Annotated in this window: 22 protein-coding genes and 2 riboswitches; of the genes, 10 read left to right on the top strand and 12 right to left on the bottom strand. The window is 37.7% G+C overall.

All coding sequences use genetic code 11. The features are described from left to right. Positions 1-137: 137 nt before the first annotated feature. Complete coding sequence (locus MKY27_RS07245) at positions 138-560, top strand: cobalamin biosynthesis protein CobN (protein ID WP_339199030.1); 423 nt, start codon at positions 138-140, stop codon at positions 558-560. A gap of 342 nt (positions 561-902) precedes the next feature. Here MKY27_RS07245 and dut read toward each other — a convergent pair whose 3' ends face one another. Further along, complete coding sequence (gene dut, locus MKY27_RS07240; protein WP_339176588.1) at positions 903-1,340, bottom strand: dUTP diphosphatase; 438 nt, start codon at positions 1,338-1,340, stop codon at positions 903-905. A 170-nt stretch (positions 1,341-1,510) separates the two neighbouring features. Then, positions 1,511-1,696: riboswitch (cobalamin riboswitch) on the top strand. 145 nt (positions 1,697-1,841) lie between these two features. Between dut and MKY27_RS07235 the strand changes: the two genes are divergently transcribed. The 6 genes from MKY27_RS07235 (at position 1,842) to nrdF (ending at position 8,471) form a co-directional block, all read left to right on the top strand. Next, positions 1,842-2,069: a glutaredoxin gene (locus MKY27_RS07235; protein WP_339176178.1), complete on the top strand. Its 228-nt coding sequence runs from the start codon at positions 1,842-1,844 to the stop codon at positions 2,067-2,069. Next, complete coding sequence (nrdI, locus tag MKY27_RS07230) at positions 2,066-2,434, top strand: class Ib ribonucleoside-diphosphate reductase assembly flavoprotein NrdI (RefSeq protein ID WP_339176177.1); 369 nt, start codon at positions 2,066-2,068, stop codon at positions 2,432-2,434. The genes MKY27_RS07235 and nrdI overlap by 4 nt, the downstream gene beginning before the upstream one ends. After that, positions 2,431-4,164, top strand: coding sequence for a ribonucleoside-diphosphate reductase subunit alpha (locus MKY27_RS07225; RefSeq protein ID WP_339199026.1), 1,734 nt, complete (start codon positions 2,431-2,433; stop codon positions 4,162-4,164). The genes nrdI and MKY27_RS07225 overlap by 4 nt, the downstream gene beginning before the upstream one ends. A gap of 265 nt (positions 4,165-4,429) precedes the next feature. Then, positions 4,430-4,861, top strand: coding sequence for a hypothetical protein (locus MKY27_RS07220; RefSeq protein ID WP_339199024.1), 432 nt, complete (start codon positions 4,430-4,432; stop codon positions 4,859-4,861). Between the two features lie 860 nt (positions 4,862-5,721). Next, a complete protein-coding gene (ltrA, locus tag MKY27_RS07215) occupies positions 5,722-7,500 on the top strand; it encodes a group II intron reverse transcriptase/maturase (RefSeq protein WP_339199021.1) in 1,779 nt (592 codons plus the stop codon). Positions 7,501-7,613: 113 nt separating this feature from the next. Next, positions 7,614-8,471 carry a class 1b ribonucleoside-diphosphate reductase subunit beta gene (gene nrdF, locus MKY27_RS07210; protein ID WP_339199659.1) on the top strand — a complete coding sequence of 286 codons (858 nt, stop codon included), beginning with the start codon at positions 7,614-7,616 and terminating at the stop codon, positions 8,469-8,471. Between the two features lie 39 nt (positions 8,472-8,510). On the opposite strand, the gene MKY27_RS07205 is transcribed toward nrdF, so the two are convergent. From MKY27_RS07205 to MKY27_RS07165, 9 genes are all read right to left on the bottom strand, one after another. After that, positions 8,511-9,068, bottom strand: a complete 558-nt coding sequence (locus tag MKY27_RS07205; protein WP_339199018.1) for a histidine phosphatase family protein — start codon at positions 9,066-9,068, stop codon at positions 8,511-8,513. Then, positions 9,052-10,119, bottom strand: coding sequence for a histidinol-phosphate transaminase (locus MKY27_RS07200; protein ID WP_339199015.1), 1,068 nt, complete (start codon positions 10,117-10,119; stop codon positions 9,052-9,054). Before MKY27_RS07200 ends, MKY27_RS07205 begins: the two co-directional genes overlap by 17 nt. Further along, positions 10,094-11,050, bottom strand: a complete 957-nt coding sequence (gene cbiB, locus MKY27_RS07195; protein WP_339199012.1) for an adenosylcobinamide-phosphate synthase CbiB — start codon at positions 11,048-11,050, stop codon at positions 10,094-10,096. The genes MKY27_RS07200 and cbiB overlap by 26 nt, the downstream gene beginning before the upstream one ends. A gap of 29 nt (positions 11,051-11,079) precedes the next feature. Continuing rightward, entirely contained in the window at positions 11,080-12,573 is a 1,494-nt protein-coding gene (locus MKY27_RS07190) for a cobyric acid synthase (RefSeq protein WP_339199009.1), read from the bottom strand. 154 nt (positions 12,574-12,727) lie between these two features. Next, positions 12,728-12,915: riboswitch (cobalamin riboswitch) on the bottom strand. A gap of 89 nt (positions 12,916-13,004) precedes the next feature. Continuing rightward, positions 13,005-13,877, bottom strand: a complete 873-nt coding sequence (locus tag MKY27_RS07185) for a S16 family serine protease (protein ID WP_339199006.1) — start codon at positions 13,875-13,877, stop codon at positions 13,005-13,007. 12 nt (positions 13,878-13,889) lie between these two features. After that, entirely contained in the window at positions 13,890-14,690 is an 801-nt protein-coding gene (locus MKY27_RS07180; protein ID WP_339199004.1) for a DUF2785 domain-containing protein, read from the bottom strand. A 17-nt stretch (positions 14,691-14,707) separates the two neighbouring features. Beyond that, the gene (locus MKY27_RS07175; protein WP_339199002.1) at positions 14,708-15,112 is read right to left on the bottom strand and encodes a thioesterase family protein; all 405 of its coding nucleotides are present in this window, start codon (positions 15,110-15,112) and stop codon (positions 14,708-14,710) included. A gap of 12 nt (positions 15,113-15,124) precedes the next feature. Beyond that, positions 15,125-15,928, bottom strand: a complete 804-nt coding sequence (locus MKY27_RS07170) for a GNAT family N-acetyltransferase (RefSeq protein ID WP_339198998.1) — start codon at positions 15,926-15,928, stop codon at positions 15,125-15,127. Between the two features lie 12 nt (positions 15,929-15,940). Then, on the bottom strand, positions 15,941-16,708 hold the full coding sequence (locus tag MKY27_RS07165) for a class I SAM-dependent methyltransferase (protein ID WP_339198995.1): 768 nt from the start codon (positions 16,706-16,708) through the stop codon (positions 15,941-15,943). A 254-nt stretch (positions 16,709-16,962) separates the two neighbouring features. Between MKY27_RS07165 and MKY27_RS07160 the strand changes: the two genes are divergently transcribed. Continuing rightward, a complete protein-coding gene (locus tag MKY27_RS07160) occupies positions 16,963-17,172 on the top strand; it encodes an alpha/beta-type small acid-soluble spore protein (protein WP_339176137.1) in 210 nt (69 codons plus the stop codon). 190 nt (positions 17,173-17,362) lie between these two features. After that, complete coding sequence (locus tag MKY27_RS07155) at positions 17,363-18,670, top strand: serine hydrolase (protein ID WP_339198992.1); 1,308 nt, start codon at positions 17,363-17,365, stop codon at positions 18,668-18,670. 94 nt (positions 18,671-18,764) lie between these two features. Here MKY27_RS07155 and MKY27_RS07150 read toward each other — a convergent pair whose 3' ends face one another. Together MKY27_RS07150 and MKY27_RS07145 are read right to left on the bottom strand one after the other, a co-directional pair. After that, the gene (locus MKY27_RS07150; RefSeq protein ID WP_339198989.1) at positions 18,765-19,802 is read right to left on the bottom strand and encodes a DUF1835 domain-containing protein; all 1,038 of its coding nucleotides are present in this window, start codon (positions 19,800-19,802) and stop codon (positions 18,765-18,767) included. 142 nt (positions 19,803-19,944) lie between these two features. Next, the gene (locus MKY27_RS07145) at positions 19,945-20,145 is read right to left on the bottom strand and encodes a cold-shock protein (protein WP_008406560.1); all 201 of its coding nucleotides are present in this window, start codon (positions 20,143-20,145) and stop codon (positions 19,945-19,947) included. A gap of 337 nt (positions 20,146-20,482) precedes the next feature. Between MKY27_RS07145 and MKY27_RS07140 the strand changes: the two genes are divergently transcribed. Beyond that, entirely contained in the window at positions 20,483-21,046 is a 564-nt protein-coding gene (locus MKY27_RS07140; RefSeq protein WP_339198987.1) for a DUF4256 domain-containing protein, read from the top strand. Positions 21,047-21,088 lie beyond the last annotated feature (42 nt).

Raw genomic sequence — 21,088 nt, 5'->3', positions numbered from 1 at the left:
CCCATTTATACTTCGTTAGAAAAGTCCTTATGTAACTTCAATCTCTTATTATTCCAATAAAATAAAAATAAGATCATTTTGAAACTTTTTTCCAACTTCTTCGTAAATTAGGAAATGAGTTTAGAGGGGGCATGTTCATGCTTATTGGATTTTACAGTGCACTTATCATTTTCACTTTATTATTTATCATTGCTGCTTTCTTTTTTATCCGGCAATTCGTAAATAAGAAAGTATCCCCCTATAATTTGAACACAATTATGCTTGGTGTGCTTTCGCTGTTTATGCTGATTGTTTCAGGGATTTACAGCTACGATTTCTATCATCTGCAGACAGGTGATCAGAAAACTGCTGGAGGAAGTTGCGAAATCACCTTTGTAAATGGGCATGGCAGAAGTATCGATACGACTGAGGTTACGATTGAAAACAAAGTTTACAATATTAAATCCAGTACTTACAAAGACTTCCCTGATGGGCGTTATCAATGTGAATTAACGTTTTTACCGATTACAAAAATTGTGACGCAAATCGATATTGTGACAACAGGAAAGAACGGTGATTAATATGATTGATTTTTCAATTGCATTTATACTTATTTTAGTTTTTATTACACCACTTATTCTATCGATCTACTACAGGGAAAAACCGAAAGTGGATAAAGGATTTAAAATCGCCTATCATGGGCTATCATACCGCCGTAAATTTTTGCGCGACCTTTATTCCATTCCCATTTGTATCATAGCGTTGATCATTATTTATTTGTTTGAAGGTTTCACTAATCTCTTTATATTTTTCACGCTATTTTTCATACTACTTTTTGGGATTCAAACTACGTACAATTATATAAAGTGGAAAAAAGAGGATTAGAAAAAGCCTGAGTTCATCTGGAACCAGGCTTTTTTCCATTATTTCACTCCGCTCGAACCAAAGCCTTTGTCACCGCGCTCCGAATCTGTCAGCTCGTCCGTTTCTTCAACGAAAACTTGCGGAACATATTGAACGACTAACTGAGCGATACGCATCCCCTTTTCAATCGTAAACGGCTCTTTCCCGTGATTAATTAAAATAACCCCGACCTCACCGCGGTAGCCTGCATCGATCGTACCTGGACTATTTAACACAGTAATCCCGTGTTTCAATGCTAATCCGCTACGTGGACGTACTTGAGCTTCTGTTCCTTCCGGCAATTCGATTTGAAGTCCGGTTTTAATTAACCCGTATTCTCCAGGCAGTAAAACGTTGTCTTCAACCGCACTCAAATCCATCCCTGCATCCCCTTCTCGTGCCTGTTTCGGCATTACGGCTTCGGGGTTGGTTTTCTTAATTTTTAATTGAATCGACATATTCATCCAACTTTCTCTTTTTATATACTAACTTCATGCAGTTATAACAAAACCATATTTTTTCTTTATTTTCAATAGTGAGTTGTCTAGGGTTTTGGTTGGATTTATGCAATCATTCAATAGACCCTTTACTTTTAGGTTGTTAACGCTTATACTCAATTCAACTATATATTGTGTTTTTTTAACAAGGTACTACTAAATGTAGTTTAAAAGGGAAGTTTGGTGCAAAGCCAACGCTGTCCCCGCAACTGTAAATGCTGACTGAAGGCGAATAGACCACTGTGCTACTGGCATGGGAAGGTACGTCTGACGGATGAAGCAAAGCCAGGAGACCTGCCTCGTTAAAACTACGTACATTTCTTCGGGGAATAGGAAATGGAGGCGCGCTCTCTTTCCGTTTCCATTTCAAGCTATCCTGTTTTCCGGGATAGCTTTTTTTGTTTTTTTCCGCAAAATATATACGGCACAATCATTAGTAATACTTATATAGCGAGGGATTCTATGATGAAACTTTATACGAAAACAATTTGCCCAAAATGTCTCTGGGTAAAATCCGAACTTGATGCAGCCAAATTGGAAGTAGAAGTCATTAATATTGATCAGGATGAAAAAGCAAAACAACAAGTAATCGATGCAGGTTTTCAGTCAGTGCCGTTATTTGAAATAAACGGTGAATTTATTGCAGAGCCGACTTCTATTATCGATCGCATTTCTGAAATAACTGCATGATCATTTATGCTTCACGAACTGGCAATGTACGATATATCGTGCAAAAACTCGGCTTGCCCGCTATGGATCTGGCCGAAGTGGTAAAAATCGATGAACCGTATCTGTTACTTACGTATACGGATGGATTAGGCTCTGTCCCCCCTATCGTCGACCAGTTCATGACGGCAAACTACGAATTATGCAAAGGAATCATCGTAAGCGGAAACCGTAATTTCGGTCATGATTTTTTCGGCCGTGCTGGTGACACTTTAGCTGCACAATACGGAATTCCGTTAATAGAAAAAGTGGAAATGCGAGGAACTCCGGCTAATTACGAATCGATTACAGATTACTACTACTCCATTTGGAAAGAGGCATCGATATGAAACAGTATTTAACATTAAATAACGATATATTAAACCGTTACCGTGCGACCGGTGAACTGGATTTGGCGAAAGACAAAGAAGCGACACGCCGCTATTTTCTGGAAGACGTCAATGTCCGTCTGCGCTACTTTATAGATATAGAGGAAAAAGTGCGCTATTTAGTTGATGAAGGCTATTACGAAAAAGAGTTTTTAGACTTGTACTCGATGGACTTTATTAAACGGATGTACAAAAAAGCCTATTCCTACAAGTTCCGGTTCCCTTCCTTCATGAGTGCTTCAAAGTTTTACGAAAGCTATGCGATGAAAAGCCGGGACGGAAAAGAGATTCTGGAAAAGTACGAGGACCGGATCGTCATCATCGCCCTTTATTTGGCACAAGGTGATGAAACATTGGCGGAAAAGGCCATTGAAGCGATCATGACTGCCTACCAGCCGGCAACCCCAACTGCTTTAAACAGCGGGAAAAAAGCGCGCGGCGAGCTTGTCTCATGCTTCAAACTGACGATGGACGACACAATGAACTCGATTGCCGAGAACATCGGTTATTGTTTGGAGCTTTCCCGTTTAGGCGGCGGTGTCGGGGTAAACTTGACCGATCTTCGTCCATTAGGGGATCCGATTAAAGGGATCTTAAACCGTGCGAGCGGGGTTATGCCCGTTGCGAAACTGCTGGAGAATTCGTTTTCTTACAGCAACCAATTGGGGCAGCGAAACGGTTCCGGCGTCGTCTATTTAAATGTTTTTCACGGAGATGTTGAGTCATTCATTTCGTCTAAAAAACCTAATGCAGATGATAAAATACGACTTGCTACGTTATCGACAGGCATTATTTTACCGGATATTTTCTTTGAACTGATGCGTCGCGATAAAGATATCGTCTTGTTCAGTTCTTATGATATTTATAAAGAATACGGTAAACGCATGTCGGAAATTTCAATTACGGAAATGTACTATGAGCTATTGGATAATCCGAACATCCGTAAACTGAAACGATTAAACGCCCGTAAACTATATACGGAAATTAAAAAGGCACAATTTGAATCGGGTTACCCGTTCGAAATATTCGATGATAATGTAAACAATGTCCATCCATTAAAGGAAATCGGGCGTGTGAAGATGTCGAACCTCTGTAGTGAAATTCTCCAGTATCAACAAACAAGCGTCATTACCGACCAAAATGAGCCGAATAAATATGGTCTCGATGTTTCTTGTAATTTAGGTTCAATTGACATTCACGAAGCGACGAAAGTTCAGGATTTCGGACAGCTTGTTGATACAGCAATGCGTCTTTTGACGAATGTTTCAACGATGACCGATATCGTCAACGTCCCTTCTGTATCCAAAGCCAACAAAGTGATGCACTCTGTCGGGTTGGGTGTTATGAACTTGCATGGACACCTCGTACAAAGTGGGATTCGTTATGGTTCCAAAGAGTCAATTGAATTTATCGATGCGTTTATGGAATCGTTGAACTATTACTCGTTAAAATCATCAATGGAAATCGCGAAGCAAAAGAACGAAACGTTTTATCGATTTGAGAAAAGTGATTATGCGAGCGGGATTTATTTTGAAAACTATATAAACAAAGAAGATAAAGATTTTGCACCAGAAGTGATTAAAGCACTTGGGGCTACTCCGATTATTACTCGAAATATGTGGGATGAATTGAAAAAACAAGTTCAGAAATATGGACTATTCCATAGCTATCGACTGGCAATCGCGCCTTAACTGACTAGGGCTTTCATTGTTGTAAAACAGTGTCAAAACAAGTGAAATTGCTGGAAAGCCGTAAAGCCAAAAATACGACAACGTAATTGGAAACGATAAACGTGAACGTTGCGAAAGCAGAAAAAAATTTTTGGATAGCATAAGGTGAAAAAAAGCATATTTTGTGAGGTTGTAATTCTCGCTAAATATGTCCTAAGTGCCAATACAATCGGTAATCAGCAGCCAAGCACCTTTCTATGAGGTGAAGGTTCAACGACTATAATACTTGGTAGGCAAACGCCTATATTGTATAGTCTACTCCCTTTTAAATATCAGGAAACTGAGGGTATTAAGGACAGGCAGTATTTCCTACATCCGCAGCTGTACGGCTTCCATCTCCCCTGTTACAGAACGTGTGGAAGTTCGTGATTATGCGGACAGTCGAACAATTTATCCGATGCCATTTTTAACGAATGATAACCAAGAACTTTATACCGAAGCCTATGAAGTAAACCCGTATGAACTGATCGACCTTTACGCAGCCGCGCAAAAGCATGTCGACCAAGGAATTTCCATGACACTATACGTAACGGATCAGTGGAACACAGAACAATTAGCAAAAGTCTACATTTATGCGTGGACGCGTGGCATTAAAACCGTTTATTACGTACGCCAACGTTTACTTACAATTGAGGAGTGTGTCGCATGTCAAATTTAACGTATAAAGCGGTCAACTGGAATACCCCGACGAGTGACCTCGCTCGTATTTTTTGGGACCAGCAATGGAAACAAATATGGTTCCCCGAAGGTGCGACTTGTTTCTAACCGAAATTCACAAGGTTAGAGTGAATTGATTAATCAATTCATAACTGTTATCACGAGGAGTAGAATGATTGGGTAACGCCATGAAATGCTCCCCTTAATACTCCGATTAGCATGATATTAAGCAAATAATTGATTGTTAAAAGCTCGGTGAAGTCGGCTGAATGATACCCTAATGTTGATTTAATTATTAACAAGGAAAGACCTTTAGAGGTAAAGGTTGTATCAGATAGGTCGGAGGTCTATAAAATATCTATGGTTAGGATGTTCAAAAGAACTGACGAAGTTGGGAATGTACGAGTCTATAGGAACAGAATGTAGAAATGCATTTGCTGCCGAAGTTGCGGTGTAAGTGTGGATTAGTAAGATTCTTCAGTATGAAAATCCATATAGTGTTACAGGCACTATCAAGCTTACAGGCTTATACCAACAACCTAAGGATATATGTAAAGATAGTGATAATGGAACAAGGGAAGCTTGCAACGTTGAGAATTTGCTTTCTATGAAACGTTGAATAGGAAAACGTTAATTTGTATAACTATTCTTAATGCAAGTGAAAGCGGAGGCATGAACCATTTGAAATATGTTGTAATGACATATTAGGGATAGCCTCTAGTCAAAACAAATATGAAGTAGATATTTTGTAAATTCAATTATACAGGATTCGAGTAAGACAAGAAGATACGAAAACCACTCTAATATTTTATATTAGAAGGGAGATTAGTAGACCTGACGACTAAAAACAAGAAAAGAAAGTTGTTAAGAAACAACGAATATTACAATATACAAGATGCTTTAGACTTACTATACGAACAATCTAAAGATGGAAGATATTTTAAAAACTTATATGATTTAATTATAAGTGAACAGAATATCATGTTAGCTTACAGAAACATCAAAAACAACAAAGGCTCAAATACAGCAGGAACTGATGGTTTAGTTTTATCGGATATTGATAAAATGGATGAAAATTTATTCATTAGAGATATTCAGAAACGCTTTGAAAACTATCAGCCTAAAAGTGTAAGACGTGTTGAAATTCCTAAGAACGGTGGAGGTTTAAGACCACTAGGTATTCCTTGTATGCACGATAGAATCATACAACAATGCATTAAACAAATTCTTGAACCGATATGTGAAGCAAAGTTTCACAAACATAGTTATGGTTTTAGACCCAATAGAGGTACTGAACATGCTATAGCTCGGGCACAAGCTTTAATAAATAATGCATATATGAACTACGTGGTTGACATAGATATTAAAGGATTCTTTGATAATGTTAATCATAGTAAACTCATGAAACAATTATGGTCTATAGGCATACAAGACAAAAAAGTGCTTAGTATTATTAAAAAGATACTAAATTCAGAAGTAGAAGGACAAGGTAAAACGACTAAAGGAACACCTCAAGGTGGAATCATTAGTCCTCTATTATCAAATGTTGTTCTGAATGAATTAGATTGGTGGTTAAGTAGCCAATGGGAAACTTTCAAAGCAAAGTTTCCATATACTAAAATCGGCAATCAACAACAAGCACTTAAAAAGACCAATCTCAAAGAATTCTTTTTCGTAAGATATGCAGATGATTTTAAAGTATTTTGCAGAGATTACGAAACAGCACAAAAAGTATTTATAGCTGTTAAAGAGTGGTTAAAAATAAGACTCAAACTAGATATTAGTCCTGAGAAATCTAAAGTAACTAATCTTAGAAAGAATTACACTGTGTTTTTAGGAATTAAAATGAAAGCTATTAAAAAGAAATCGAAGTATGTTTGTTATAGTAGAATGTCTGATAAAGCAAAAGCGAATGTATATAAAAATTTAGTGCATCAAGTAAAAGTTATACAAAAAATTCCTACGGGTAAAGAAGTTCAAAAATTAAATTCTATGATACTTGGGATTCACAATTATTATAGAGTGGCTTCTCATATCACTAAGGATATGAGAGAAATTGACTTCTGGCTTAGAAAGGTCATGTATAATAGATTAAAACACAATTTAACTAACGAAGATTGTAGAAGTAAATTTTATCTTCAAAGATATGGTCAATATAATCACAAACTAATAACAGTTGGAAAAGTAACTATTTTCCCTGTCTATGGTTGCACCAATAAAATACCTTTAAGGTTTAACCCAGATATTTGTAATTATACCAAAAAAGGAAGGGAACTTATTCATAAGAAACTTTCTGAAACAGGTTTAATAGAATATCTGATTAAGGTAAAAATTAATTCTATGAGTGTGGAACTATATGATAACTGCATATCATTAATGGCAGCCCAAAAGGGTAAATGTTTTGTCACTAATGAACCATTGCAAATAAACAATATGGAACTACATCATAAAATTATGAAAAGTACTGGTGGAGATGACTCATATAAAAATCTTGTTTGGGTAAGTAAGGATATTCACAAACTTATACACTCAACAAAAGAAGAAACAATTTCAAACTACATGAACAAAATTAAGTTAGATAAAAATCAACTTGATAAATTAAATAAATTAAGAGTTTTAGTCGGAAATAACAAAATATAATTAATCTACTTCAAAAAGTTTTGATGGAAAGCCGTATGATAGGAAACTATCACGTACGGTTTGGTGCGGGGGAAAAGCTGGAGATAACTTCAAAGACTTACCTATCGCAATAAATCGCAGTCAGTAAAGACGTCAAACAATGGAAGGAATTCGAGCATCAGGATACATACAAAAAAGTGTTCGGCGGCCTGACATTGCTTGATACGGTACAAACGAACATCGGCATGAATGAAATTGCCAAGTATACACCTGATTTTCAGGAAAAAGCGGTGTTGACCGTATTCGGATCGTTTGAAGCAATCCATGCAAAGTCTTATTCGTATATTTTTACAACATTATGCACAAACACGGAAATTGACGAAGTTTTTGAATGGGTGCAAAAAAATGAGTTTCTTCAATATAAGGCTAACCGCATCGGCGAAGTATACACCGCGATAAAAGAAGATGACCCGGAAAGTTTATGGAAAGCAATGTTCGCTTCAGTTATGCTGGAAAGCTTCTTATTCTATTCCGGCTTCTTCTACCCTCTTTATTTGGGAGGACAGGGTGTATTGCGAAACAGTGCGGAAGTGATTAGCTTAATCTTGCGTGACGAAGCAATTCATGGAGTAGCGGTCGGCTTTTTCGCCCAGAACATTTTCAAAACGTTCTCAGCAGAAAAACAGCAGGAGCTTACTTTGTGGGGCTATGAATATTTACTCGATTTATATCAAAATGAAATGAAGTATACCGATGATTTATATGCAGAAACCGGACTTTCTCCGGAAGTGAAAAAATATGTGCGCTACAATGCAAATAAAGCGCTTATGAACTTGGGGCTCGATACGATGTTTCCTGACGAGGAAGTCAACCCGATTGTCATGAACGGAATTTCCAATACTGGGTCAACCTACGATTTCTTCAGTCAAAAAGGAGCGACTTATGCAGTGGCTAAAGTAGCCCCTATAACTGATGATACGTTTAAATTCTAAAAGAAACGCTATACCAAAAAACTGGTATAGCGTTTCCTCTTATTTAATATTGCTATGTAATTGTTCGCTATTCCCTTCTATCGAAAAACAAGCAGCACCATTCAACAAATTACCCCATAGCTGGTTGTAAGGCTGTTTATGAAGTGCGGAAATCAAACAGGCAATTGCAACACCGTGCGAAACGACAGCGATTCTCTCATACGGTAACTTTAACAAATACTGGTGAAACCTGAGCATCCGGTTGGTTACTTCTTTAAAGGATTCTTGAGTCGTATTGATAAACAGTTCAGGTGAATTCATATAGCAACAATACTGTTCATCCTGTTGAAGGTTCTTAATATAGCTGCCTTGCCAATGTCCCAAGTTGATTTCACGCAAATTTTCATTTTTATGAATGGTGTGGTCCGGAAACATGAGACGGGCTGTTTGCACTGCACGCTTCAAGTCACTGGAGAATACGATCTCAGGATTCCAGTTAACGGACATTGCCTGTTCAACTCCTTTTGTCGTTAAATCCGAATCAAGCCATCCTTGCAGCCGCCCTACTTTATTCCACACTGTTTCACCATGACGGTAGTAGTTAATGATTTTTGACATAATTCGTTATTTCATCCTTGCATTTTGTCCAGATTTCTTCACTTTTGACAGCGATTCGAAACCATGCGCCGTCCAGGCCGACATAGTTTTTTGTATGGCGTAAAACGATGCCTCGCTCTAATAAATATGTAAAAAATTTATCAGAATTATTTTGTTCCGGCAATTGGAACAGCAAAAAATTCGCTGCACTGTTTGATACTTTACAATCAATTAATTTTAAGTCCTTCACTATCTGACTCCGTAATTTGCTGCTTTTTTCACGAGATTCCATTACAAAATCCTTGTCCTGTAAACAAAGACAGCCAATTTCATTTGCAATCGCACTCACATTCCAGTGCGGCAAGTATTGACGAATTTCTTCTGCCTGTTGACCGATGACATAACCGAGTCGGATTCCTGCCAGCGCATATATTTTTGTCATGGATCGCACAACAAATAAATTGGAATGGGTGTTTACCAATGGAACTACGCTCTCCGATTCATCGGTCCAGTCCATAAACGCTTCATCGACAACAAAATCGCAGTGGGGATACTTTTTAATCAACTGTTCAATCCAATATTTTTTCAATAATACGCCTGTAGGATTATTCGGATTGCAAATATAGCAGGCATGGACATCTTTCAGCTGTTTCTCCAATATTTCCTCATTAAATCGATATGTTTCAATATCGTCAGCTAAAATAGATTGAATGACACAATTCTGCTGTTTTAGTGTTCTAGCATACTCCGAAAATGTTGGCTGTAACAAAGCAATCTCCTGTCCATTGAAAAGCTGTGCCAAAGCCATTAAGCCCTCTGCCGCACCATTTGTAACGACAACTTGATCGGCTGCTACTTGGTGAACAGCTGCCGCTTGCGATCGAAATGGTTCTGCTTGTTCATCCGGGTAGCCAGCAATTTTTTCTAACAGGTTTTGCCACTGTTGCTTTACTTGCTTCGGTACCCCCAGATGATTGACATTTTCGCTGACATCAATGACTTTATCCGGCATCTGTAAATTCATCGCTTTATATAACGCGGCTGCATTAGCCCCATGTGCAGGCAATTCCATACAATATTCCTCCTGTTATCACAACATACCATGTACAAACATACATGTGCTGGATCGCTTTTTTTATATGTATTTTCTGCATCGTATTGGACGGTTTCCCCATATAAGCACGAAATGATTCCACCCCGCCATAATGATTTAACCCGCCTAAACGGATTCCTAACTGAATGGCTGTAGCAGCCTCCATATACCCGCTGTTCGGGCTTGGATGTTTTTTAGCATCACTTAGCCAGTATTTAAATCGGTGTTTAATTGGTTGTGCCGTCTCACATTTTGTAAATACAATAAGGAAAAACCCCGAAATTCTACTAGGCACATAATTCGCAATATCGTCCATTTTTGCTGCAGCATATCCAAAGTCTTCATAACGTTCATTTTTATAGCCGATCATCGAGTCCAATGTATTAATCGCTTTATAGCACCATGCACCGGTTGCCCCGAAACATAATGCATACATAAGAGGAGCCGTCACACCGTCACTCGTATTTTCCGAGACTGTTTCAATGACACCTCTTACAATTTCAGGTTCATCCAAATGATTTGTATCACGACCCACGATCCAGCTTAAATATTTCCTTGCTTCGGATAAATCGTTCGCTTCCAAGGAATCGTAAACGAGCATCGCCGCTTCTTTTAATGATTTCTGGGCTAGGGCTAAACTAATCAAAAAGACTTCGACTACAAGCCAAAGAAGAAGATGTATTTTCATGGCCAGAAAGACAATAAAAAAAACCGAGCCCGTTGTAATACTTACCGTGAGGAAAACTGTTAGTAATCCATTGATCCGTTTTCTAGTGCCACTGCCATCATTCCATTTCCTTTCGAAAAAAGAAATTACGCTACCTATATAAATGACGGGATGCGTCCATTTTTTCGGATCCCCGACAATGCAATCGATGAGCACTGCGAATACACAAATAATAAAATACATCGGTCCATGCTCCTTTAATATTTATCCATTCACTTCGTTTCAATCTTGCTTTCCGAAATAAACGAATAAATCTTTTCCATATTTAAGTGAGGACGAACATGACGGTCCAGCATTTCATACGCTTGTTCACGGTGTTCAAAATCGGATAAGACATCACCTGAAATAGGCTCCATCCCTTTTTGCATACGGATTGTATTAAAATAATCGCGAGTAAACGGACGGTTTTGGAAAACCCCGTGAACATATGTACCAAATACTTGCTCCGTATAGATACCATCTGTCCTGCCGTCATAAAATTGGATGAAAGGCTTCATTGGTTTTGTTGCTACACTGCGCCCTAAATGAATTTCATACCCTTCAATTTCATGACCTGTACAGCTTCTGCCGGAAACTTGCACTGTTTGCTTACTAGTAATAAATGTTGTTTCAATAGGCAGCAAACCTAAAGTTAAATATGTGCCTCCTGTGCTTTCAACCGCATGCTCATCACGGATTATTTCACCTAGCATCTGGTAACCTCCACAAATACCGATAATACGAACATTTTGATTCGCTAACTGTAAAATCCTTTGCATTAACCCGGTTTGCTGAAGCCATAAAAAATCTTCCACCGTATTTTTCGTCCCTGGTAAAATCACGACATCCGGATTTTTCAAATCACTCAGTGCCGTAACAAAGCGCACGCCTACATCCGGTTCTTCAAAGAGCGGGTCTAAGTCGGTAAAATTCGAAATATGCGGAAACCGGATAACTGCAACATCAATCGCAAATTCATAGTATTGTGGCTTTTTAAAACGCATGCTGGATAAAGCGAGCGAATCTTCAGCTTCAATGTGAATATCAAAATACGGAATAACACCAAGTACAGGAATTCCTGTATATTCTTCAAGCCAGCCGATTCCATCATTCAGCAATTCTTTCATTCCACGAAACTTATTAATAACAATTCCTTTGACACGGGCTCTTTCCGCATCGTCCAATAACATCAATGTCCCGACAATTGAAGCAAAAACACCGCCCCGGTCAATATCGGCAACTAAAATTACGGCGGCGTCGGTTTCATGTGCCATGCGCATATTGGCAATGTCCCGGTTTTTTAAGTTAATTTCCGCGGGACTTCCCGCGCCTTCCAAAACAAGGACATTATAACTCTCCGACAAACGGGCAAGTGAAGAACGAACTTCAGGCATGACTGTTTCCACAAAATTTTCACGATAACTTAGCGCATCTATATTGGCATAATGTTTTCCGTTGAAAATCACTTCCGATATCATATCCCCTTTAGGCTTAAGTAAAATCGGGTTCATATCCGTTGTTGCGTCAATTTTTGCGGCTTCTGCCTGAACCCCCTGTGCACGCCCAATCTCCCCACCGTCTTTTGTAATATAAGAATTAAGCGCCATATTTTGTGATTTAAATGGAGCCACTCGATAACCGTCATTTGCCAAAATGCGGCAAAGCGCTGTACATAGTACACTTTTTCCCACATCGGATGCTGTACCTTGAATCATAATTGCCTGCACTAAAATCTCCTCCCATACTGTAAATATCCCAATAAAATAAAAATGCCTCTACCTCTCATCGAAAAAGAGGTACAGGCATGTGAAATTAATTATGGATATTGTTTCAATACACAAAAACAATGACTAGTTTCGCCTATACTTCTCCCTCCGAAAAGTAAGTATCGATTGAATAAGCAGGTTTCCTGGCTTAAGCTTCGTTTTACTTTCACATCTTCCCATCATTACGACAGTGATTTATTGTGATTTCATCAGCTATTACAGTAGCGGGGGCTGCATTAGTCTTTCACTAATTTCCCTTTTACCTTACAAAATTCTGTAAGCACTTATTTAAATTGCAAATTATTAAATTATTATAAAAATAACATAGTAGATAAAAAAATGATAGGACCATTCTTGATTACAATTAATTTTTCAGCACACGCAAGCACAGGTTACTCATTATTGAGCCTCATAATTTCCATTACAGCATTATCTATAGACGCCACCGCAATAATGTTTATATTTAGCTGCTCATCTTTTTTTACTTTCTTCGCTTCTTCTGCGTTTTCCACAGGTAGAAGAATATGAGAGAAACCGCTTTGTTCGGCAATTAAAGTTTTCGCTTTAATCGAACCGATTTCTTTTACATTTCCTTTGCTGTCAATCGCTCCTGTTACAGCAATCGGCACATTATTATTAACGTCACCATTTTCGATAAGAGCGCTTAACACAGCGGCAAGTCCCGCACTGTCACCTTCTATATCTTCTCTTTCTAAAAATTGATTAATAGCAGAAGAGTTTTCTGGTAAATAAGCAATGACGTTTTCCTTCATCGTTTCAAAATGTTTCTCCGCGGGACGTACATAACTTAGTAATTCTACGTTTTTCGAACGGTACCGGATTTCATTCGTGACAACTTCCGCATCCAAAACTTTTTTATTCGTTGAAGATTCTATAGTATGAATTAAATATCCCAAATCTGTTATATATGGGGCCTCAAAAACATCCACTGCCAGTACATTAACACCTGAATCTTCCACTATTTCAAAAGGCTCGTTATATGAGACAAGGAAATAAGTATACTTTTCATAATCGATCAGTCGGCTTTCAAATATAGTTAATAGAGATAGTATATAAAATATCCCTAAAAAAGCAGCTTTCAACTTCTTTTCGTTCCGGTAAAGAAAAAAACCGGAAATCGAAATACCTAAGCCGACTATAATTAAAATAATAAATAGATAACCGTTAATCTTATCAAAATAATAAGCGAGCAAACCTGATATGTATAAAACGAATGGCAGTACTATTAAAGAAATGCGTTTCAATTTTTCAGCTCCTTAAACTAAAGTGGGAGTTCCATGAATAATCCAATCGGCTGTTTGTGTACATTTGGCTGATTTTAATAAATGTCTTAATAATGCCGCCTCGAATTGCTTCACGTTCCATTCATACCGGTATTTCTTATGCCAATCTTCTACTTCTACATAATGCAATCCTTTTAACCACTTCAACAGTTGCTCATCTGTCAGTCCCTTATCCAGTAATGCATCAATGACCGGTAACATGCGTTCTTCTTCCTCATCGATTAAAGCGTATTCAGTATGAAGGCAGCTTTTCAAACTTTGTAATGCACTCCATAATGAATGCGTATCAACCATTAGCGGATGTCTAATTGCTTCTGCTAATAAGTCACTTCCATGTGCGACCGCATGTGCCCAGCCTTTCGTATTGTCGAACCCCCGGTAATCTTTCTCAAGAAAAAGATATTGGATACTTTGGTCAATGGCCTCAACAACGAGTTCCTCTGGCAATATTCTTTTTTCACGATCTAACCCTAAAATAAGGGTGATAACAAGTGATGAAAACGATCTTGTAAATACATCATCAGAAGGTTCGCTCTGAGTAATATTCAAGTAAAGGTGCTCATTATCCAAACATGTTTTTACTAGCACAATTAATTGTTCATCAGTAAATTTCCCATTCAGAATTAATTCACAAAATCCCCGATAAATTAAGTTATCCCGTAAATAGCCATCCGTATTACCGATATTGTTTAACATGAACTCCATTAATTCGTTTAGATTGATTAAATCCACATCGATCGATTTATTTACTACTCCCTCTAGGACTTCTTTCATCACTAATAGCTCCCTTTTCATTGCTCCATTTCAAAAAGTTCTTTTAGTGGCTCAGGAATTTTTGCAACTTTTTTCTTTTCCAAATTGAAAAAGCAGCCTGATTGCTTTCCGGTACAATGTGTTTGCTTCTCCGTTGCAATTTCCAACTCCATTTCCCAACTTGATTGCCCTATTTTAACCATCCAGCACCGTCCGACCGGTTGATCGAATATTGTTAAAGGTGCTTTGTATTCAACCTCCGTTTTCATCAAAATCGGAGAAATTTGCATTTTCATCATATCCGCCAATGGATAATGTTCATTTAAAAAAGTCACACGTAAATCTTCAAACCATCTGACATACACAATATTACTGACAATGCCCATCGCATCAATATCATAGGCGTTTATTTGAATCGGTTGCTCTGCTAATAACTGTCTCACAATGTTTCCTCCTTATTTTCGTTCATCATAACGGACCATTGACCAAAATCCGATATCTTCAAATCCGATCCGCTTATAAATTCGTCCTGCTGCCGGGTTATCATAAAACAGACAAATTGACTTACCTTCAGCGAGCAGGTCTTGGCAAAGCTTTAACATGCAATGTGTCGCATATCCCTTTTTCCCATACCCTGGTCTAGTTCCAACACCTACAATCATCGCGGACTGTGAATTTTCCGCTGTTGTTGATGCGGAAGACACCATTACACCTTGTTCATCACGAATAATATAAGTGCGCCCTGTTTTAAACTTTTCCGCGCGCTCTCTTCCTTCAACACTGAATGTCCCCGTGGAAAATTCCGGAATCGATTGGAGCATTTCAATATTTTCTTCATACTCACTAGGCTGTAAATACGTCACATTTGAAAAATCCAATTCAGCAGTCGGAACCGTCAATTCAGTACATTTTGCATAATACGTTTCACTGTCCCGACGAATACCGCGGTCAATCCATTTTTTTAATGGCGTGACTAAGTGCTGAAGTCCCGATATTTCAATGCGCCCTGGATTTCCGCTGATTATTTTGGCAAATCCTTCGACATCATAGTTCCCTTCACTATACGGGATGTAGTTCTGGTCATAGCGCAGTAAGATAGCAATCAGCCGATCACCATCAAATTGTCCCCATAAATCCTGGATATCAGATTCCATGCCATACGCTTCAATATCACCGATGATAAATAAATTTTCTGCTGGTCTTTTATGTACAAGTGCCATTGTAATTTCCAAGTCTTCGTTTGTTAATTTTCGAATCATTTTGCTTGCCTCCTATAAAGTACGTTTACGCGCTTTTACGATAAAAGTTGTTGGAAAGTGGCTTGCTTTATGTAGAGAATAATATTTTTCGGAATACGGAATTTCTTCACCTTTTAAATGAGATGGCGTATCACTTTCAATAATTTCTACAAGTTCAAAGTCTGCTTTTATAAGGGCATTTATAATTGTCGCCATTTTATATTTCGGTATTTGCATTGGCGCATCTTCCCCTTTAAATGACGTTGTTTCAATATAACCTTCCCGCTGATAGGAATCCGTTAAAATAAACTGATGATCACGGCATTTGATTTGATTGTAAAAAGGATGTTCCCAACTGAAAACGAACTCGCCGCCTTCTTTTAAGTAGCTGTGAATTAACTTGAATGTTGCCGGAAGATCACTTGACCAGCCAATCGCATAAATGGAATACACTAAATCAAAATAATTTTTCGGTAAACCGATCTCTTTTTCCATTGGAGCCGTAAATAAATTGGCCTCGATGCCTTGTAACGTTTTCTGCGCAAGTGCTCTTTGTGCCTCCGAAAAATCGACACCCCAAAGTTCCTTTGCACCATTATTGTTCATATATAAAAGAGAATGGCCGCTTCCAAATCCAACTTCCAAGACCGCTTTCCCGGCAATCTGTCCGATTAAATTCAGTTCCTCTTCTGTTTGGGCTAAAGGTCCATAGCTTGGCAATGCATCTCCTCCCGCAAAATGCTTCGCTACAATCTCCCAGCTTTTTTTGTTGTTTTCGATAATTGAATTCAAAAAAGTCATCCCTTTCCGCAACGATATTTATGACGATAAATCTATACTAGATGTCCCAATTAAACCACTTTATTCCAGATGTTACAATCCGACAATTTTTCTAATTTGTTTTCGATAGGGTGCGTTTCAACATCTACGAATGGATATATATTGAGTTTACAAAGTTTATAAATGTTCCCAATTGAAGTGTAAATTACCTATTCCTCATATGGTATGAAACTCTTTTCTCGGCACATTCTAATGTCAGAAGGAGGCGATAACAAATGGCAAACAACAACAGCTCAAACAAATTACGTGTACCTGGTGCACAACAAGCAGTTGACCAAATGAAGTACGAAATTGCACAAGAGTTTGGTGTTCAATTAGGACCAGATGCATCAGCTCGTGCTAACGGCTCTGTAGGTGGCGAAATTACGAAACGCCTAGTTCAAATGGCAGAGCAGCAATTACGCGGAAATTCAAATCAACAATAATTAATGAGAAGGAAGCGCTACATAATTTGTAGCGTTTTCTTTTCATTTTGGCTCTTCAACAAGATTACATACAAAAACAAATAAAAGGAAAATGAAACTTTTACAGCTTTCCTCCGTAAAAGACAGTAATAACAATTTAAGGAAATTTGGTTACGCTTAGCTGTGGTTTACAAAGGAGGAAAGGTCATTTATGAATATTTATGGTTGGATTGGTTTAGGTGGAATTATTTTCTTCACTTTAATCCCCTTATTGGATAAGAAACATAGAACACGTGAAGAAGTTCAGAAAGCGATTGTGACGGTCGCGATAATAGTTGGAATTATTATTGCCGTTTTAGTTTTCAATATAAATTTCCTCATTGCTTTCCTACTTGGTATTCTGGCTATGATCTTGACGGAACGAAAAACTTATACAAAAAAGCGATTAACCATTTGCGGAGTCGTTATTTTAATTACAGGAATTGCAGCATATGCTCTACTTAGAGATAACCCCAATTATATTATCCAACATTTAAAAGAAAATCCGGAATCCAGCTCTTTTTATTTTGCTGAAAACGGCGAACCTCTCATTACCTATCAGTCAACTGTTATAAGGCCATTGGCAAGTACAGTAAAAATCCTTATTGCAGTTGAATATGCCATGCAGGTTGATGAAGATAAACTTCAAAAAGACCGGAAAATATCATTGAATGAATTGAACCGTTACTATTTTAAAAATACGGATGGGGGCGGACATGAAGCATGGTTAGAAGCTTTAAAACAAGATGGAGGCATCCAAAATAATGAAGTCACTTTGCATGAAGTTGCAAAAGGGATGATCACGTATAGCTCCAATGCCAATACAGATTATTTAATTAATCTGCTCGGGGTGGATGCGATCAATCAAAGAAAAAAAGAGTTAGGCTTAACACAGCACGAGGATGTTTATCCAATTGGCAGTGCACTCTTAATCCCTGATTTTATTCAAAAAGATGGGATGTCTGAAAAGGAATTAATCAAGGCACTCCAAAATTTATCAATGGAAGAGTATCGTAAATTAGCCCAATCGATCAGCCTGCAAATAAAAGCAGGCGAAATTAATGTAAGTGAAGAAAAGTTCGACGCATCTCCTGCCGTACAAAGAGTTTGGTCGGATCGGTTAGTTGGCGCTTCTGCAAGTGATTACGGGAAACTGCTCGCACTTATTTCCAATGACGAGCTGCCACCAATTGCAGCTGAAACAATTCGGGATGTAATGGAGTGGCCGATGCAATTAAATGAAGAAAATTATAAGAAATATACACATATTGGCTCAAAAGGCGGCTCTACACTGTTCGTCTTAAACAACGCGATGTATGTTGAAAACCTTAAAGGAGACCAGTACGAAATGGTCATTTTACTGAATGACCTGAAATTTCATGAACGTTTCCTGTTAAGCAACAATCGAAATTCATTTGAAAGAATGCTTTTGAATGATGCAGATTTTCGTGATGAGGTACGTGAAGCGCTGTTGAACTAAGTTTATTATTTCACTACAAAAAAGATGCTTTGCCTATTTTGGCGAAGCATCTTTTTCATTTAGTAATTCCCCGCGCCCACTTCTTACAAAATCCTTACCGCAATTTTATACTATAGGAATGCATTGCCTTCGGGACACCTTCCATGTCAAAAACCCCATCGACAATTAAACGTCTAACTCGATATTCTATAAACTGATCGCCAATATATTGATCGAGATGACCTATTACTTCTCCGATAATTCTGGCTGATTTTATAAAGTCTTTCTGCTGCTTATTTTGATGGATTTTCTTCACTGTATTGGTAATATAATTATCATAGAAATTTTCAGGAACACTCTTTATCTTTTGATTTTGCCAGATTCGCAGAACATCAGTGGATTGACAAAGCTGCTCCCATTCCCTTTCAAATATATGACGTTCCGCTTGTATCAGTAGCCGACCATTTTGCTCATTTTTATAAATTTCCATTAATTGATCTGATGAAAGTTCACCCATATTTAACGGTGTAAAATCGATATCGGATTTCTCAAAATAAAGTTTATACGCTTTGTTTGTATGAATGATTTGAATGTCGATATCTTTATCTTTTAATAAATAAAGCACAAACCGTAAAGCTGTTTGTTCATGTGCGTTTTCTCCTGCCCAAATGATAATTGGGTGATCACTTGGCGTTTGCTGAATATCGATAATCGACTGTCTAAAATGTTCTTCGTAATGATATAGATCCTCATCATCAATAAGGATGTGGTTTCTTAACCAATTCAATCGATTCGAAATACCTTCTATGTTATGTAAGTTCCAAACGGGGCCAATTGAAAATATATCGGAAAGCGTAATTACCCTTTCCTGTTGACTTATCCCTAATTTTTTAAATGCCATTTTCAGGCTGCCTGATGGCGAATCCCCAAAGACAATATGGGTCTTAACATATTGTACAGGTCCAATATTTAATTGATTCTTTTTGTATTCCACCAAATTCTTATATGTTTTATTAATATCTAAATAGAATTGCTCCTCTGAATAGCCATTTCCCTCTTCGACTACTTGCATCCGTAAAAAAATTTGCATTAATAAGGCTTTCGTTTCTTTGTCTTCTAATTGATTTATCAAATAGTTCAATTCATCAAACAAATGAATACCCCCTTTTTATTAAATTTTACCATTAAACCCTCTTTTGGTATAACTTTCCTGGAGGTGTCATCCTATTTAATTTTAAACACAAAAAAACTGCACCCCCTAATTGGGATGCAGTTTATCGGTTACATCATTAAAATTAAAGTTTTACGATGTTTGTAGCTTGTGGGCCACGTTGACCGTCTTCGATTTCAAATTCAACTTTTTGACCTTCGTCTAAAGATTTGAAACCTTCGCCTTGGATTGCTGAGAAGTGAGCGAATACGTCGTTTCCGCCTTCAACTTCGATAAATCCAAAACCTTTTTCTGCGTTAAACCATTTTACTGTACCTTGTGTCATTTAAATGACCTCCATTTAATTAAATTTAATAAGATCACAATTCCTCATAAAGAAAAAAATTCACATATTACAATAAGTACTAAATAAAACACGAATACATATTGTAATAGGTGAATTTATTGTTGTGCTTGTAACATTTCTTATTAACCTTAGTATATACCATATTAATTCATTTGTCTATGCATATGAAACAATTCATTACTTTGCCAAATTTATTCTTGTGCAATCTATGTTTGGAAATAGATATATTATTATGAATGTGGACCATTACTAGACATTATTCTCAAAATTACAGTATCATTAGAGGCATCAACTACTTAACGAGGTGTTCACTATTATGGCAGCTAAAAAAGTACTAACTAACGAACAGCAAGAACAGCTTCTCACAACATTGAAAGATCGCTTTTTACAGCATATGGAGCGTCATCCGAATATCGATTGGGAAAATGTACAGACAAAACTCGAAGCAAATCCGGTAAAACTGTGGTCTCTTAATGAAATGGAACGTACAGAAGGTGAACCTGATGTTGTTGCCTATAACCAAGAAACAGACACATACACATTTATGGACTGCTCACCGGAAAGCCCTAAAGGACGCAGAAGTATTTGTTATGACCAGGAAGCATTGGATGCGCGTAAGAAAAACAAACCGGAAGACAGCGCTATCAATATGGCCGCGTCAATGGGGATTGAAATTTTAACGGAAGTCGAATACCGCTCTTTGCAGCAGCTTGGGAAATTCGATTTAAAAACATCCAGTTGGGTTCTGACACCACCGGATATTCGTAAACTAGGCGGAGCGATTTTCTGCGACCGTCGATATGAAACTATTTTCATGTACCATAACGGGGCCGACTCATACTACGCGGCACGAGGATTTAGAGGTTCTCTTACTGTATAGCTGTACCATTTTAACTGAAAACAAGCCGTTGTCATAAATTCT

Origin of the sequence: Solibacillus sp. FSL R5-0449 (assembly GCF_037975215.1) — a bacterium.
Lineage (GTDB): Bacteria > Bacillota > Bacilli > Bacillales_A > Planococcaceae > Solibacillus.
This window is presented reverse-complemented; position numbering and strand designations above follow the sequence as displayed.